Here is a 15,998-nt window from a genome sequence, read left to right on the forward strand (position 1 = left end):
CTGCATGGGCCCATCAGGAGACAGTGCGTTCCGCGCAGGGCATGACCCGGTTCATGGGAGGCCGGTCGTGAACGGGCACCCCCATGAGGCGCAAGAGAACAGCGCTTCCCGGCCAGGGCACGGGTCGAATCATGGGGCGCCGGCCGCGCACGGGGCGCACCTTGATGCACCGGAGGACGTCCTGGCGCGGTTGGCCCAGGAACTTCATGCACGCATCCCGATGACGAAGTTCCTCGGGATCCACTTCGAGTCATTCGAACCTGGGCGCATCGTGCTCACGGCTCCACTGGGACCTTCGCTCAACCACCGGGGCACGGCCTTCGGTCCTGGGGTGTTCACCTCGGCGGGGCTCGCGCCGTGGCTGCTGCTGGTACGGGCGGCGTGGGCGGAGCGGCTCGCCGTGCAGATCCTCCTTCGCCGCTGCGAGTTCGCCATCCATCGGCCCATCACCCACGACTACCGGGCCCGCTGTGACACGCTGCCCGCGCTGGAGGCCGACACGCTTCGTCAGGGAGGCAAGGTGCGGCTCACGGCGACGTCGCAGGTCTTCATCGACGAAGGCGAGCCCGCCGCGACCTACACGGCGCACTTCACGTTGCTGGGCCAGCCTGCTTCCTCCAGCGGAGGAGAAGGCGACCTGGCGTTGCCCTTTCCGGAGGCGTGGCGGACGTGATCCACCGAAAGCTGGGCGGCATCGACGTCTCGGTCTTCGCGCTGGGGGCTGCCAACTTCGGAGGCATCGGGAGCTCCCGGAAGCTGCTGGGCCAGGGAGAGACCGAAGCCGAAGCGCACGCGCTCCTGGATCGCGCGGTGGCGCTGGGGATCAACCTCATCGACACGGCGGGCACCTACGCGGACGGAGCCAGCGAGGCCATCATCGGCGCGTGGTTGGCGTCACGTGGCGCAGCGACGCGGGACCGGGTGCTCATCTCGTCCAAGGTGGGACTTCGTGGCGGGCTCGCGCGGAAGCACGTGTTCGCGGAGGTGGACCGGTCGCTCGCACGGCTCCGCGTCGACACGCTCGACTTCTACCTGGCGCACGTGCCGGACCCCGCCACGTCGTGGGACGACGTCCTGGACACCTTCCAGGCGCTCGTGAGGGCAGGCAAGGTCCGCCGCTTCGGCTTGTCGAACGTGACCGCGAGCGACCTCTGGCGCTGCGCCGCTCCGCGCTCGGGCGGACCGGTGGGGTTCGGCTGGGTCCAGAACCGCTTCAACCTGCTCGAACAGGACGACGCGCACAACGGCGTGCTGGAGGCCTGCGCGAAGCTGGGGCTCCAGTACACGCCCTATTCACCGCTGGCGGGCGGCCTGCTGAGCGGCAGGTACGCCATCGCGGGTGACATCCCGGAAGGCACGCGCATCGGACAGCGCAGGGACCTCTACGCGAAGGCGTGGACTCCGGAGAACGCGGCCCGCGTCGAACAGCTCAAGGCGAAGGCCGCCGCCCACGCACTGTCACCGTCGGGCCTGGCCACCTGGTGGCTGGTGCACTGTCCCTTCGTGACGTCGATCCTCGTCGGCGCGCGCAGCCCGGATCAGCTCGAGCAACTGGTGACCGAGGCGTCGAGCCTGCCCGCGAACGACGACCTCTGGCGAAGCCTCGCGGCCCCTTCCACCCAGGAGTGACGACATGCGAGCGATTGTCTGCGGGACGTGGGGCGGGCCCGAACAGCTCACCCTCGCGGAGGTCCCCGAGCCCGTTCCGAAGCCCGACGAGGTGAAGATCGACGTGCGCGCCTGCAGCGTGAACTTCGCCGACCTCCTCATGATTGGAGGCACCTATCAGACGCGGCCCGCGCTGCCCTTCGTCCCAGGGCTGGAGGCCGCCGGCACCATCGCCAGCGCCCCCGAAGGCTCGGGCTTCCAGCCTGGAGACCGCGTCGTGGCCATCCTGTGGCACGGAGGCTATGCCGAGCAGGCAGTGGCCTCCGTGAGGGAGACCTTCCTGCTGCCAGCAGGCGTCTCCTTCGACGTCGCCGCCGCGCTGACCAGCGCCTACGTGAGCACCGCCCTGGCGCTGATCCGCGTCGCGCACCTGAAGCCGTCGGAGGTCCTCCTCGTGCTGGGCGCCAGCGGAGGCGTGGGGCTCGCGGCGGTGCAACTGGGCAAGGCGTTGGGGGCCACCGTCATCGCGGTCGCGAGCACGCCGGACAAGCTCGCCATCGCGCGTGAAGCGGGCGCGGACCACGTCATCAGCCACGCCGCCGGAGACTGGAAGGAGCAGGTCCTCGCAGTCGCCGGAGCCTCCGGGGTGAGCGTCTGCTTCGATCCGGTCGGTGGCCCGCTCTTCGACCCGGCGCTCTCGACGCTGGGGTGGGGTGGCCGCTACGTGCTCGTGGGCTTCGCCGCGGGACAGGTCCCGAACATCCCCGCCAACCGGCTGCTCGTGAAGCACCGCGCGGTGCTGGGGTCGTCGCTGCGTTACTTCCGCTACCACGACCCGGCGGCGCTCCGCGAAACCCTGGAGCAGCTCTTCGCCTGGTATGCGCAGGGCCGCATCCTCCCGCGCATTACCGCGCGCCTCCCCCTGGCGCGAACCGCCGACGGCCTGCGCACCCTCGCGGAGCGACGCGCCATCGGCAAGGTCGTGGTCCACGTCCGCGAGGACCAGGACGCACCGCGCGACACCCGGTGACTCGCGGAGGCAAGAGCCGGGACCTTCCGCCCGTCGCTCCGTGCGCCGCCCGTCGCTACGTGAACGAGCGGGGCAGCCCCAGGACGTGCTGGCTGATGTACGACAGGGCCATGTTCCGGCTCACGGGCGCGTTGATGAACAGGCGCACCTCCCGGAACTTGCGCTCCACGTCGTACTCCTCGGCGAAGCCATAGCCCCCGTAGGTGTCCATGCAGGCATTGGCGGCCTCCCAGGCGGCTTCGGCGGCCAGGTACTTCGCCATGTTCGCTTCGGCTCCGCAGGGCTGGTGGCTGTCGAACAGCGTCGCGGCCTGCTCCGTCAGCAGGGACGCGGCCGTGAGCGCCGTGTGCGCCTTCGCGATGGGGAACTGCACGCCCTGGTTCGCCCCGATGGGCTTGCCGAACACGACGCGCTCCTGCGCATAGGTGACGGCCTTCTCGATGAACCAGCGCCCATCCCCGATGGCCTCCGACGCGACGAGCACCCGCTCCGCGTTCATGCCATCCAGGATGTATGAGAAGCCCTTGCCCTCTTCGCCAATCAACCCCTCGGCGGGCACTTCGACGTTCTCGAAGAACAGCGCGTTCGTCGCATGGTTGAGCATGGTCCGGATGGGCCGGACCTCCAGCCCCTGCGTCTTCCGCAGGTCGAGCAGGAACACGCTCATCCCGTCCGTCTTCTTGCGCACCTCCGCCCGGGGCGTCGTCCGGGCGAGCAGGAGCATCAGGTCGGACTGGAGCACGCGCGAGATGAAGATCTTCTGCCCGTTCACGACGTAGCGGTCCCCGCGCCGGACCGCCGTCGTCTCGATGGCGGTGGTGTCCGAGCCCGAGTTGGGCTCCGTCACCCCGAAGGCCTGGAGCCGCAGCCGGCCCGCGGCGATCTCCGGCAGATACCGCTGCTTCTGCTCCGCGGAGCCGTGCCTGAGGAGCACGTTCATCACATACATCTGCGCATGACACGCGGACGCATTCCCGCCGAAGTGGTTGATCTCCCCCAGCACGACCGCCGCTTCGCGCAGGCCCAGCCCCGCGCCGCCGTACTCGGCCGGGATGAGCGCGGCCAGCAAGCCGGCCTCAGTGAGGGCCTGGACGAAGGCGTGAGGGTATTCACGCTCCGCGTCGAGGGTGCGCCAGTACTTCGGGGGGAAGCGGTTGCACAGGGCACGCACGGACGCGCGGATCGCGTCCCGGGTCTCGGTGGAATCCATGCGCGAAGGATGTCCGTCCCCCCTTGCTGACTCCAGGACAGGGCGGGTCCGGGCCCGCGCACCGCGCGAGTCCACCCCCGGGGTCCGTTGGAGTAGAGTCCGCGGTTCCATGGAGCGGAACGGCGCGGCGGCGATCATCATTGGCAACGAGGTCCTCACCGCGAAGGTGAAGGACGAGAACGGCCCCCACCTCATCCAGCGGCTGCGGGAGCTGGGCATTCCCCTCGTCTCGGTGGAGACCATCCTGGACGACGTGGACGCCATCGTGGACGCGGTGTCCCGCGCCCGGCGCAAGGCCCGCTACGTCTTCACCAGCGGAGGCATTGGCCCCACCCACGACGACGTCACGGTGCGCGCGGTGGCGCTCGCGCTGGGCCGGCCCGTGGTGCGCCTGCCGGAGATGGTGTCGGCCATCCAGGCCCGCGCCGGCACGTCGCCGGTGACGCCAGAGTCCCTGCGCCTGGCGGACGCTCCCGAGGGCGCAGTGCTCCTGGCCCAGCCGGGCATGTGGTTCCCCGTGCTGACGGTGGGGGACATGTTCCTGCTGCCGGGGGTGCCGCAGCTCTTCCGGCTGCAACTGGAGACGGTGCTCTCACGGCTGAGCGGCACGCCGGTGCACCTGATCAACCTGTACTTCAACCTGGGCGAGAGCGCCCTGGCCGCCGTGCTGGACCGCGTGGCGCTGGACATGCCCCACGTGGCCATCGGCTCCTATCCGGTGTTCGACGCGGCCATGGACTACCGCGTGAAGGTGACGGTGGAGGCCACCGAGCGGGCCCACGTGGACGACGCCGTGGGCCGGCTGCTCGCGGGGTTCCCGGCGGACGCGCTGGTCCGCCGGGAGTAACGCGCCGGACTACAGCGCCAGGCCGATGCGCTGGCGCAGCCGGAAGAAGTCGTCCGTCAGCAGCCACGACAGCAGGGCCTTCAGGTCCGCGCGCTCGCGCACCGCCTGGAGGATGGCGTCGGTGCTGCCCTCCTGGCGGTTGGCCACGATGTTCGGATCCTCGCGCAGCACCATGGTGAGGCCCACGGACGGGTCGCCGCAGACGAGCAGGCCCGCGCGGTCCGCGGAGAAGCCGAGCGCGTCCACCACCGTCGCGACGTCGATCTTCGACTGCTCGGACAGCGTCTGCGAGGGGCCCTCCGAGGCCTTCATCGCCTTGCGGCTGAAGGCCTTCTTGAGCTGCTTCGACATCTCGTCGTTGCGCCGGCCCAGGCCGTTGAACTGCGGCACGTGGACGCGGATGGCGTTGCCGAACAGGTCCACCGTCTCGCCCTGGGACAGCTTGGAGAGGACGGCCGTCTTGTTGAGCAGGCCCAGCACCGCCTTGCCAATGAGGAACTTCTGCTCGCGGGCGTTGAAGCGGCGCACGACGTCCTGGCCCACGCACAGGGACAGGGGCTCCGTCGTCTCCGGCTGCAACATGCCGCGCCGGGCGAGGTAGACCTCGAAGTCCTCCACGCCGAACGTCTGCGCCACCGCGCGCACGGCCTTGAACACGGCCGAGTCCGGCTTGAGCTTGTCCTGCTTCGGGTTGACGCCGAGCATCTCGAACTGCGGCGGGTACACCTTGCCCAGGTGCTCACCCATGGCGCGCAACAGCTCCGTCAGCGGACCGCGCGCGGCCGGGTGCATGAGGACGGTGTCCACGTCCGTGGCGGGCAGCGCCTCGCGCGGCTCCTGCGGCTGCCGGGCGCGGGCCTCCGAGTAGAAGGCCTGCTCCACCTCGTTGGTGGCGCGCATGAAGGTCAGCACCGCGGCGACGGCGAACGCCTTGTCCTGCTGCTTCTGCGCGTCCCACAGCTTGAACAGCGCATGCAGGCTGCCCACGCTGGACGGGTCCTGGCGCAGGATCTGCCGGTGCTCCTCGATGGCGAGCGGGTAGCTGGCCATGTCGCGGCCATACAGCTCCGCCAGCGCGGCGCGGGCCTGGAGGTTCTGCGGGTCCTGCTCCACGAGCTGCCGGAGGATGACGGTGGCGCGAGCCGGCTCCGCCAGCGGGCCCGCGTAGAAGCTGGCCACGCGGATGCGCAGGGACACCGCGCGCTTGACGTCCGTGGACGCGGTGGCGGCGGCCTGGGCCTCCAGCATCTGCGCCAGCTCCGGCAGGTTGCGCTGGCGCTCGTAGAGGGCCACCAGCCGGTCCACCAGCGCGGGCTCGCCCGGCGTCAGCTCCAGCGCCTTCTTGTAGAGCGCCGTGGCCGAGGCGACGTCGCCCAGGCCCTCTTCGTGGATGCGCGCCAGCTCCACGGTGAAGCGCGCGCGGGCGTCGTTGGGCAGGTCCTGGTCCAGCAGCCGCCGCAGGCAGTCCACCGCGCCGCCGAAGTTGCGGCCCTGCGCGTACACCGTGGCCAGCCGCTCCAGCGCCTCCGGGTGGCGGGGCAGGGTGGCCAGCGCCGTCTGGAGGTGCGCCGCCGCGCGGCCCGGGTCGTTGAGGTGCTGCTGGTAGAGCGCGCCCAGCGTCAGGTGGTGCTGCGCGAGCACGCGGGGATCGCCGCCCTGCTGCACGCGCTGGCCGAGCATCTGCGCGGCCTCCGCGTACTGCTGCGCCTCCAGGAGGAGCAGGCCGCGGGTCTCCAGCGCGTCGGGGAAGCCGGGCCGGGCCGCCAGGGCCTTCTCCAGCACCGCGAGCGCGCGGGCGCGGTCACCCAGCGCCACGTTGTGCAGGCGGGCCGCGGTGACGTACGCGGCCGCGGCGGCCTCCGCGTCGCGCTGCGCGAGCCGGGCCTCCGCGCGCCGCTCGTGCAGGGCCGCGAGGTCCGAGGAACCGCCGCGCTGCGCGAGCAGCTCCTCCAGGCCGGTGGCCGCGCCCGGGTGCAGCGGGTCGCGCTCCAGCGCCAGGCGGTAGAGGGCCGCGGCGCCGTCGGGGTCGTTGAGCTTCTGGGCCGCGAGCTTCGCGGCGGCGACGAAGCCCTCGATGGCGCTCTTGGTGTCGCGGCTCGCGCGGGCCTCGGTCTCCATCATGGCGCGCGCGGTGGCGAAGTCGCCCCGGCGCAGGGCCACGCGGCGGGCGCCCTGGAGCGCGGGGAGGCACTGCGCCTGGAGCTCCAGCGCCTGCCGGTACAGCGCGGCGGCCTGCTCCTGGTCGGGGTTCTTCTCGGCCAGCTCGGCGGCGCGCAGCAGCAGCTCCAGCGCCTCCGTGGCGTCGGTGGTGACGGCCAGCCGCATGCCGTACATGCGCGACAGGGCGGCGGTGTCACCGCTCTGGCGCAGCACGCGCTCCAGGCCGAAGGCGAGGCGCGCGTCGGAGGGGTCCGCGTCGAAGGCGCGCTGGTAGACCTCCAGGGTGCGCTCGGAGGGCGGGCCCTTCTCCTGATCCGCGGCGGCCAGGATGCGCAGGGCGCTGGACAGGCGCGGGTCGGTGACGCGCTCGGCGATGCGGGCGCGCAGCTCCGCGCGGCGGAGGCGGTCCGACACGCGGATGCGCTCCAGCAGCATGAGGGCGGTGAGGTTGCCGGGCTCCAGGCCCAGCACGGACTCGCAGCACTGCGCGGCGCGGGACGGCTCCTGGAAGCGGTCCAGGTACAGCCGCGCGAGCTTCAGGTACGCGGTCACCTTGGCCGCGGGCGTCTGGCCCACCTGCGTCTCGCGGTCGAGGATGGACACCAGCTCCTTCACGTTGTCCTGCGCGACGTACAGGCGCTCCAGCGCGCGCAGCGTGGCGGCGTGGCCCGGCGTGAGGCGCAGCACCTCCTGGTAGCCGTCGATGGCCAGCTCCGGGCGGCCCAACTGGTCCTCCCAGATGGCGGCGGCCTGGTACATCGCGTTGGCGCGCTCCAGCGGATCCGTGCGGTTGGCGGCGTCCGCGCGAAGCACCTCCACCAGGCTCTCCCACGCACCGTGGGCCCGGTGGATGCGGGCCAGAGCGCGCAGCGCCGGGAAGTAGCTGGGCGCCAGCATCAGCGCCTCCTGGTACGACGCGAGCGCCTCGTTCTCCTGCTTGAGGCGGTGCTCGTACAGCTCGCCGATCTTGTAGATGAGCGCGGCGGCCGCGTCGGTGGACGGAGAGATCTCCGACTCCGCGCGGTACATGTCGATGAGCTTCTCCCACCGCCCGTCCTGCGCGTACAGCCGGCCCAGGGCCTTGAGCGCGGGCAAGTACGAGGGCGACAGCGCGAGCACGCGCTCATACGCGGTGATGGCGCCCACGCGGTCCTTCAGGTTCTCGTCGAGGATCTCCGCGTTGCGGTGGAGCAGTGACAGGACCTGCTTGGTGTCACCGGCGAACGACGCCTCCAGGTCGTTGGTCTCCAGCAGCTCGCGGAAGCGCCCGGCGCGCTCGTAGAGGCGGGCCAGGTTGCGCAGCGTGGGCAGGTGATCCGACGCCAGGTCGAGGATGCGCTTCATGCACTCGATGGCGTGGTCCAGGTCCCCGAGGCGGTCCTCGTAGATGACCGCCATCTTGTTGAGCGTGGTGATGACCTGATCGCGGTCGGACGTCTGGAGCAGGTCCTGCTCGAACATCTGGACCAGCTCGGCGAAGCGGCCCTGGCGCTCGTAGAGGCGGGTGAGGGCCTTCTGCGCGGGGAGGTAACCCGGCTGGAGCTGGAGGCACGCGTTGTAGCGAGCAATGGCGTCCTCCTGGCGGCCCAGGCGCTCTTCCAGGATCTCGGCCGCCTTGTACATGCGAGCGGCCTTGCCCTTGGCGTCCTCGGCGGCGGTGACCTCCGCGTCGAAGACGGCGACGAGCCCTTCCCAGTTCTGCATCCGGTACGACAGCTTGCCCAGGCCCGCGAGCGCGGCGGCGTGGCTGGGGATGCGGGAGAGGATGGCCTGATAGCGGGCGGCGGCCTCCTGGTCGCGCTTGAGGTCGTCCTCGTAAAGTGCGGCGAGGCGCAGGTTGATGGCGACGAGCTCGCTCTCGTCGTTGATGGAGCCCACCCACGCGAGCAGCACGTCGGCCAGCTCCTCGAAGCGGCCCTGGGTCTCATAGATGCCGGCGAGCGCGCTGAGCACGAGCGGCTCATGAGGGCTCACGCGGCGGGCGGCGAGCAGCGCGGACAGCGCGTCGTCCTTGCGGCCCAGGCGGTCATGGACCTTGGCGATGTGGAGGTAGGCGGGAGCGCCCTGGGAGCCCTGGCCCTCGGCCTCGGAGAGGAGGGCGGAGAGGAGCTCGTCGGTGCGGCCCTCGCGCTCGGCGACGCGCTTGACGGCGGCCTGGAGCAGCGGGTCGGAGCGGTCGAGCGCGAACGCCTCACGGAACGCCGCGGCGGCGGCGTCCTTCTGCTTGAGGCGCTCCTCCAGGAGCATGCCCGCGGAGGTGAGGTAGTGGGCGCGAAGGGACGGCGGCACGACGGCGGTGGCGAGCAGCCGGTAGATCTCCACCAGCGCGCCCGCGTCGTTGCGCGCGGCGTAGACGGACTCGAGCTGGGTGAGGAGGGTGACGTCGGTGGGCTTGCGGTCCAGGGCCTGGCGAAGGGCATCCGCGGCGTCGTTGTCGCGGGACAGGCGCTCCTCGAGGATCTGCCCCTTCTCGAAGAGGAGGGACGCCTGCTGGCGAGGATCCTCGGAGGCGGCGAGCTCCGCGTCGATGAGCTGCACGACCATCTGCCAGTTGCCGACGTCCGCGAAGAGGCGGCGGGCGGCTCGGATGTTGGCGAGGAAGCGCGGAGCCAGCTTGTACGCGTTCTGGAACGCGACCGCGGCGTTGCGAGGGTTCTTGAGCGGCTCTTCCCAAAGCAGGCCGACCTCATGGAACAGGAGGGCGGCGGTCTGCGGCTCGGTGGTGGCGAGCGCCTTGGCCTCGCGCTCCATGGAAGCGATGCGCTCGCGGGCATCGTCCTCGGCGCTGGCCTGGGGGGTGGGGGAGGGGAGGGTGCTCACGTTCTGGGCGAGTGTCTGGGCCGCGCCCACCTCGGGGGCCCCGGGGGGAGGCACCGATGCGGAGGACGAAGGCCGCGTGACGTCATTGCTCTCGCTCATGGAAGCCGGCTCCAGGCACTTTGGAAATGAGAGGGGGAGACTGAACGGGAGTTCGTACCACGCGCTCGCCCGGCCCCTCAACTTCCCGTCTTTCCTGGCGATTTGAGTGCAGGGGGGACAGGCGGACGGGCGGTGGGACGGTGCCGGGCAGGCCGCGTTGCTTCGATGCGGAGGCGCGTGTTTGGCTCTTCACTCTTAGTGATTCAGCCTCAAGATCGACCCTCGAATGACCATTACCGCCAAGGACCAAACGGCCCTGGAGAAGTATGTCGGACACGGCGAGTCGCTATGCCTCGACCAAGTCAAATCGATGCTCGTGGTGCGAGGCTGCGATGTGAACCGGCAGATGTGGATGAACTCGGGAGTCCCGCAAGGCTTGGTGGGCGCATTAGGCTCGATGCCGACGAAGCAGTTAAAAGGCCGCGGGTATGAAAGAGCGATGATGTCCTATGGGACAAACAAATCCATGATTGGATACTGAGATGCACTCCTGGTCTATTCGGACAGCAAGTCTCACTGGTTCGCGCACCCGCGGAGGGGCAGCGCTTGTTAATGGGACAAAATACCAAGAAGACTATGCTGTCTTGCAGCTCGCAAATTTACTGGTGGGTCGGAATGGTCTTAAGAAAGTCCGCTATGAAGGGGTTGAGGATGTTGATCTGCTCTATGAGGGCGGACTTGAGCAGTATATTCAGCTGAAAAACGAACCTCGGACACGGTATACGATTGCTGCTTTGCGGCCTGTACTCCAGGCGTTTGCAGTTGATCTGCTTGAGGCAGGAGAGAAATCGAATGTTCAGGTTGTGCTGGTGGCTCGAAGTCACGATCGCAATGAAGCAGTAGATCGTTTGATAGCGAGAGCGGGGACAAACAGCGATCGTGAGGAAATTGCACGCCATCTCGTGCTCAGCACTGGCACGGTGAAGGCCCCGGACAAGCTTTTGGGGCTTAAGCCGGAAAAACTTGCCGTTCTTGTTGAGCAATTGGTTTCAAAAATCGAAATGCAGTTCGGGCGTGGAGACGAGTCAGATGGAGAGACGCTGTTTGAACTTCAGGCTCGAAGTCGAATGGAGGAGCGGGGAATTTTCGATGTGAAAATTCAACGTCAAGCCGTTGCGGCGCTTCGTGGAGCATTGCAGCCTCGTGCTGAGTTTTCTGCCGAAGATGTTGAACGGCTAGTCTCGCGCTTTGTTCAAACGACAGCTCTAGAGCGGTTCGCTGGAACTGTTGAGCTTCTGACGGACGAGCAAGGTAATTCGCCTGTCAACGCTCATCGAGTGCAGCAGTACTATGAAGGGCATCCGGCGTCTTGGGAAATTGTGGCTGCGTCTGCGGACGTTGAACGGACTCAACTTGCATCGATTCTTGAACGCATCCTTGAGCCGTGTGATTCCGCACGGATAGTTTGCTTGGTGGGTGATCCTGGATCAGGAAAATCCACGATGCTGCTGCGAAGTGCGTGGGAGGCGCATCGCCGCATGCAGGTGCCTGTTCTGCGTGCGCGAATAAGCGGAAGTGAACTGATTTGGACGCAACTTCGTGCCTTCTACAAAGAAGTGCGTCGTTCGTTTGTCTTGGTGGTTGATGATGCGTTTCGAGATGCGCGAGTGTTTGATGGGTTGGATAGCGTTGGGCTAGATGTGCCTGTGACGATAGTCACTGCTGCGTGGCCTGGAGAGCTTCGTCGTGCTCAGATTCGTCAGCCAATAGATGAGATTAGGCTGAAGGGGGTCGATGTAGACGAGCGGGTGCGCGCTTTGCGGCTGTTTAATAAGCAGATGTCTGATCTAACGGACGAGCAGCGGAGGCACTTCGAGGCTTCGAGTTCTTTTCTGGTGTTGATGACTGTCTTGTCAACCGGGAAAGGGCTCCGCGAGCATTATGATGGCATCTTGAGGTGGCTGCGCGAAAAAGACTCGGCTGTCTATGCTGTGTATGAATATGTTTGTTTTGTTTTTCAATTTGGCGTCTCGTGTCCGGCGATTGTCTTGGAGCGGCTTGACAAGGCGGGTAGATTTTATCGCATCGTAAACAGGGAGGCGGCGTCTTCGGTTCTCTTTGAGGAGGATGGGTCGAATCAGATACGTGCGGCGCATATTCTTGTTGCGCGCGAAGTAAGTGCCATTTATGGCCGTTCACCACTGAACTTGCTGGATGAGATAGCTTCCACTATAGATCCTCAGGATGAGCGGCATCGGCGGTTCTGGGCGCATTTAATGCGTGCGTTTGCTCAGCAGTCGCAGGAAGTAGTGACGTTTTCTGTGGCCACCGTATCAAAGGTTTCGGCAAGCATCTGTGCTGCTCCTATTCCTGAGTTGCCAATTTGGCATGCATTCTATCGGGCGCAGGGATTGGATGACGAGGCGCAGCGTGTCGCGGAATTGGCTGTAAATCGACAGCCCAAGATCGCCAGTGAGTGGGCAAATGTGTTGGGGATGCTGCGGGGAGATGATGTCAAGGGGAAGCTCCTTCCTGTGATGCGTCAGTGGGTCGAAGATCATCCAGAGGAGCGCGCGACGTTTCGTCTTTATCTTCGACTTGTTGCTGAGCACTCTGTTGGTGTGTTGCTTGAGCCGCTTGAGACTTTTGTGCGCACTCTGACGCTCGATGCAGAGGGGGACCTGGTTTTGGTGTTGCGTCTGTTGAATCGCTATTTGTCTTGGGGGCGCAAGAAACGGCGATTTTTAGATGCTGGCGGTGAGCGGTTGATGGCCGTTGAAAAAATCATGGTTGCCATGTTGGGTCGAATGGATGGGAGTCTTGTGTCCAGCGATGTCGCGCGCTCTCTTTTGGGTGTTGTCCCGATGCTGACGAGCTTGGATTTGCGGCAGCGGGCGCTCGTATTAATTCTGGGATGCCGGTCTTGTGGTGAGTCTGTGGTTCATCAGGCTGTGCGGACATTGACCGTGTTTCTTGGGGTTGATGTGTTGCGTCGGATTTATGTTGAGCGTTTTGAGGGGGCGGAGCTTGAATTTAAGGTTTCGTTTGCGAGGGCACTTCGGGCAACGAGGCATCTTGGTTTGGCTGTTGAGATTTATGAGGCTCTTCTGGAGGAGAATCCAAATTCAGTCCTGGTGTTCTTTTGTTATGGTGAGTTGTTGATCAAGTTGCGAAACTATGGGCGGGCCTTGGAGTTGCTTGGTGTTGTGTTTGAGGGGCAGCCAGATAGGAGGAATCTTCGCCTTCGTCTTGCGCAGGCCAATGAGGGGTTGGGGTTGTTGGCGCGCCGAGCGAAGAAGGAAGCGGAAGCGAAAGTCTACTATGCCAGGGCGAGGGCGTATCTGGACGCGGCGTACTCACGCGCTCAACAAGGCTCAAGGCATCAGATGCGTGCTCAAGATCGTATGAAGTCGATGCGACGAAAGAGTTCCTTGTAAGTGCTTGTGGGTTGATGGGAGTGTCTCGGATGGTGCTGACATTGTTTGTGGATTCTCAGTTACTCTTCTGAAAGTTCTAGCAGGCTGTTGAAGAAGCCCGGTTTGAAGGCATGAGACCGGGCTTCTCGTGCCCTCCGTTCTCAACCTTGTCATCCGGTGGAGGCAGAGGGCGAAGGGCGCCTATGCGGCAGTCAGCCGCGCCATCCGCACCAGGTTGTACGCGGCGCCCACCAGGTAGGCCGACAGCTCCGTCCGCTCCCTTCCCTTGAAGCGCGTCTTGCGGAAGCCGCCCACCGTCTTCATCCAGCCCCAGACTTCTTCGATTCGCTTCCGTATCCGCTGGCTGAGGGCGTATCCGGCGGGCCTCGTCGTTCGCCTGTCGATGGCCGAGCGGCGTCGAGTGTCCGTCGTCTGGGCAATGTGAGGCGTCACTCCCATGCGCCTGCAGTCAGTAGCCGTCCGGCCAATGACGTGCCGGGAGGCTTGATGACAGACGCGGACCGTGCTCGGCGAGCGCCGCGAGGAGTCAGTTGTTCAGGGACTGGGCTGGAGGGGTGACTCGGGCGGGTCGGCGGCATGTCGCCGCTTCCACTCGTGGGGTAGCAGCTCACCGATGCGCGAGTGAGGGTGCGTCTGGACGCGCAGCAGGACATCCGCGAGGTAGTCCTCGGGATTGACCTGGTTGGCCTCACAAGTGGCGACGAGGGCGTAGAGGCCGGCGTATCCGTCCGGCCAACGACGTGCCGTGAGGGATTGCCGACGTAGCGGCGTGCGACGGACGCTGGCGCGCATGGCGAAGCAGGTGGAGAAGCTGGAGTGGGCGCGCGTCGCGGAGGCCTTCGAGGCCAGCGGGCAGGCGCAGCGGGAGTTCGCGGCGGCGCACGGCATGCGACTGAGCACGTTGCAGTCGTGGGTGTACCGGCATCGGCGGAGCGCGCCGTCGCGAGCCGAAGCCGTGCGGCTGTTGCCGGTGCAAGTGGCGAGCGCCTCCGAGGCGCCGGAGTCCGTGCTGGAGGTGGTGGCCGCGAGCGGAGCGCGGGTGCGCTTCGCGGAGCGCGGGTGCGCTTCGCCGTGGGCACCGACGTGGCGTACGTGGCCCGGCTCGTCGCGGCGCTGGGGCGGTAAGCCGTGTTCGCCCTGCCTGCGTCGGTGCGCGTGGTGCTGGCGGTGGAGCCAGTGGACATGCGCAAGTCGATAGATGGCCTCATGGCGCTGGTGCGCGGCGCGTGGGGCGAGGACGTCTACTCGGGGCACCTCTTCGCCTTCGTCTCCAAGCGGGGCGACCGCATCAAGGTGCTGACGTGGAGCCGGGGCGGCTTCGTGCTCCTCTACAAGCGGCTGGAGTCGGGCCGATTCCGGCTGCCGCCGGTGGACGCGGGCGCGCAGGCGGTGACGCTGGACGCCACGCAGTGGGCGATGCTCCTGGATGGCATCGAAATTCGCGTGGCCTGCCGGAGCTTCACTCGTCCGTCGGCTCCAACTCGGAGATGAGTCCGGCCGGAGCAAACGTGACCTTCCAACGCAGAGTCTGATTTTTGCCGTACACAGCGCGATAGGTCCGCGACAGATGGTCCGAGGAGTCCTGGAGGAGGACCAGACGGCTCAGCCGAGGCCATCCGCCGCGTTCGATGGGCAGCCACTCGTTGAAGTCCGCGAGCGCTTCTTTCGCGGCCCCGGTGAAGTGACGGGCTTCCGCCTTGCCTTCGAACAAGGCGGGCAGGAGTTCCTTCAGGACCTGCGTCCGCTCGGGAGCGGCATCGGTGATGCCGGAGTCGGTCAAGAAGGGTGGGGGCGGCAGATAGAAGTTCGCGACGCCATGCGCCAGGGTGGGGGACAGCTTCCGCTGGTTGGTGAGCACCACCACCGCGAGCTTGTCGTCCGGGTAGATGACCGTGTCGGAGAGCGCGGGGCCGCCGCTGTGTCCGACCTCACGGCGTCCCCGGTACTGGCCCACGGTCCAGCCCACCGCGAAGCTGCTGGGCTTACCGTCGTTGAGCTTGGGCTGGGTCCACATGGCGGACCGCAGCTCCGAGTTCAGGATCTTGTCGCTCATCATCGCGGCCGTGAAACGGGACATGTCCATCACGGAGGAGAAAAGGCCACCGGCCGACAGCGTGTAATAGGGATACATGAACCAGTATTGCTGCTGGTGGTCCGTCTTCCATTGATAGGTCGCAGAGCGTTCCATGACGACGTCGCTGGTCATGACGACGTGCTGCTCGGTGAGGGTGGCGTGGTCGAAGCCGCTGTTCGTCATGCCCAAGGGATTGAAGATGCGGTCCCGCAGGAGCTGTTCGTAGGGCGCGCCGCCGACCTTCTCCAGGACATGGGTGAGGAGGACGAAGTCGTCCGATCCGTAGGCATTCTTCTCGCCCGGGGCTGACGCAAGCGGAGCCCCCTTCGCCGCAACGATCCCGGCCGTGACGCTGGCGTTGTCCGCGTCCACCGGGCCCGGCTTCAAGCCAGACGTGTGACTGGCGAGGTGGAGCAGGGTGATGTCCTTCCAGGCGGGAGGACACTCGGCGATGTACTGACAGACGCGGTCCTCCAGCCGGAGCTTTCCCTGGCCCACGAAGTCCATCAGCAGGACCGCCGTGAACATCTTGGTCCCGGAGGCGATCTGGAACGCCGTGCGGGTGCTCGCGGGGGCCTTCCACTCCAGGTTCGCCGTGCCATAGGCCGTGAGCTTGATGACCTTGCCGTCACGGACGACTGCGACTGCGGCACCAGGAATGTGATTGCGATCCATCTCCGCGCGCAGGAATGCATCCACCTTGTCCGGCGCGGCCCAGGCCCACTGCGACCAGCCAAGGAGAAATAACAGGCTCCAGCGTCGAAGAGACATGA

Annotated in this window: 11 protein-coding genes and 2 pseudogenes; 8 read left to right on the top strand and 5 right to left on the bottom strand. The window is 66.7% G+C overall.

Translation table 11 applies throughout. The features are described from left to right. The first annotated feature begins 4 nt into the window (after positions 1 to 4). From K8612_RS33235 to K8612_RS33245, 3 genes are read left to right on the top strand one after another with little or no spacing between them, the layout of a single operon-like run. On the top strand, positions 5 to 673 hold the full coding sequence (locus tag K8612_RS33235; protein ID WP_223765181.1) for a YiiD C-terminal domain-containing protein: 669 nt from the start codon (positions 5 to 7) through the stop codon (positions 671 to 673). Next, complete coding sequence (locus tag K8612_RS33240; RefSeq protein ID WP_223765182.1) at positions 670 to 1,629, top strand: aldo/keto reductase; 960 nt, start codon at positions 670 to 672, stop codon at positions 1,627 to 1,629. The genes K8612_RS33235 and K8612_RS33240 overlap by 4 nt, the downstream gene beginning before the upstream one ends. Positions 1,630 to 1,633: 4 nt before the next feature. After that, on the top strand, positions 1,634 to 2,638 hold the full coding sequence (locus tag K8612_RS33245) for an NADPH:quinone oxidoreductase family protein (protein WP_223765183.1): 1,005 nt from the start codon (positions 1,634 to 1,636) through the stop codon (positions 2,636 to 2,638). 55 nt (positions 2,639 to 2,693) lie between these two features. Here the strand turns inward: K8612_RS33245 and K8612_RS33250 are convergent, their stop codons facing one another. Continuing rightward, positions 2,694 to 3,848 carry an acyl-CoA dehydrogenase family protein gene (locus K8612_RS33250; protein ID WP_223765184.1) on the bottom strand — a complete coding sequence of 385 codons (1,155 nt, stop codon included), beginning with the start codon at positions 3,846 to 3,848 and terminating at the stop codon, positions 2,694 to 2,696. A 109-nt stretch (positions 3,849 to 3,957) separates the two neighbouring features. Here K8612_RS33250 and K8612_RS33255 point away from each other — a divergent pair, with 109 nt between their 5' ends. Next, on the top strand, positions 3,958 to 4,695 hold the full coding sequence (locus K8612_RS33255) for a molybdopterin-binding protein (protein ID WP_223738022.1): 738 nt from the start codon (positions 3,958 to 3,960) through the stop codon (positions 4,693 to 4,695). Between the two features lie 9 nt (positions 4,696 to 4,704). On the opposite strand, the gene K8612_RS33260 is transcribed toward K8612_RS33255, so the two are convergent. Then, positions 4,705 to 9,774 carry a tetratricopeptide repeat protein gene (locus K8612_RS33260; protein ID WP_223765185.1) on the bottom strand — a complete coding sequence of 1,690 codons (5,070 nt, stop codon included), beginning with the start codon at positions 9,772 to 9,774 and terminating at the stop codon, positions 4,705 to 4,707. 226 nt (positions 9,775 to 10,000) lie between these two features. On the opposite strand from K8612_RS33260, the gene K8612_RS33265 reads away from it, so the two are divergent. Together K8612_RS33265 and K8612_RS33270 are read left to right on the top strand one after the other, a co-directional pair. After that, positions 10,001 to 10,255 (top strand): hypothetical protein, encoded by a 255-nt coding sequence (locus tag K8612_RS33265; protein WP_223765186.1) that lies wholly within the window; start codon positions 10,001 to 10,003, stop codon positions 10,253 to 10,255. Positions 10,256 to 10,358: 103 nt separating this feature from the next. Beyond that, complete coding sequence (locus K8612_RS33270) at positions 10,359 to 13,151, top strand: hypothetical protein (protein ID WP_223765187.1); 2,793 nt, start codon at positions 10,359 to 10,361, stop codon at positions 13,149 to 13,151. A gap of 180 nt (positions 13,152 to 13,331) precedes the next feature. Here K8612_RS33270 and K8612_RS33275 read toward each other — a convergent pair. Continuing rightward, positions 13,332 to 13,601, bottom strand: a pseudogene (locus K8612_RS33275) (transposase); the annotation flags it as partial. An 84-nt stretch (positions 13,602 to 13,685) separates the two neighbouring features. Further along, positions 13,686 to 13,880 (bottom strand): annotated as a pseudogene (locus tag K8612_RS33280) (transposase domain-containing protein); the annotation flags it as partial. Between the two features lie 40 nt (positions 13,881 to 13,920). On the opposite strand from K8612_RS33280, the gene K8612_RS33285 reads away from it, so the two are divergent. Next, complete coding sequence (locus K8612_RS33285) at positions 13,921 to 14,349, top strand: hypothetical protein (RefSeq protein ID WP_223765214.1); 429 nt, start codon at positions 13,921 to 13,923, stop codon at positions 14,347 to 14,349. Then, the gene (tnpB, locus tag K8612_RS33290; RefSeq protein ID WP_255672550.1) at positions 14,334 to 14,642 is read left to right on the top strand and encodes an IS66 family insertion sequence element accessory protein TnpB; all 309 of its coding nucleotides are present in this window, start codon (positions 14,334 to 14,336) and stop codon (positions 14,640 to 14,642) included. The genes K8612_RS33285 and tnpB overlap by 16 nt, the downstream gene beginning before the upstream one ends. Here tnpB and K8612_RS33295 read toward each other — a convergent pair. Further along, entirely contained in the window at positions 14,611 to 15,996 is a 1,386-nt protein-coding gene (locus K8612_RS33295) for a serine hydrolase (protein ID WP_223765188.1), read from the bottom strand. The two genes, tnpB and K8612_RS33295, sit on opposite strands and share 32 nt — an antisense overlap. Positions 15,997 to 15,998 lie beyond the last annotated feature (2 nt).

The sequence above is a fragment of the Corallococcus sp. AS-1-6 genome (assembly GCF_020037015.1).
In the GTDB taxonomy this organism is placed as follows: Bacteria; Myxococcota; Myxococcia; order Myxococcales; family Myxococcaceae; genus Corallococcus.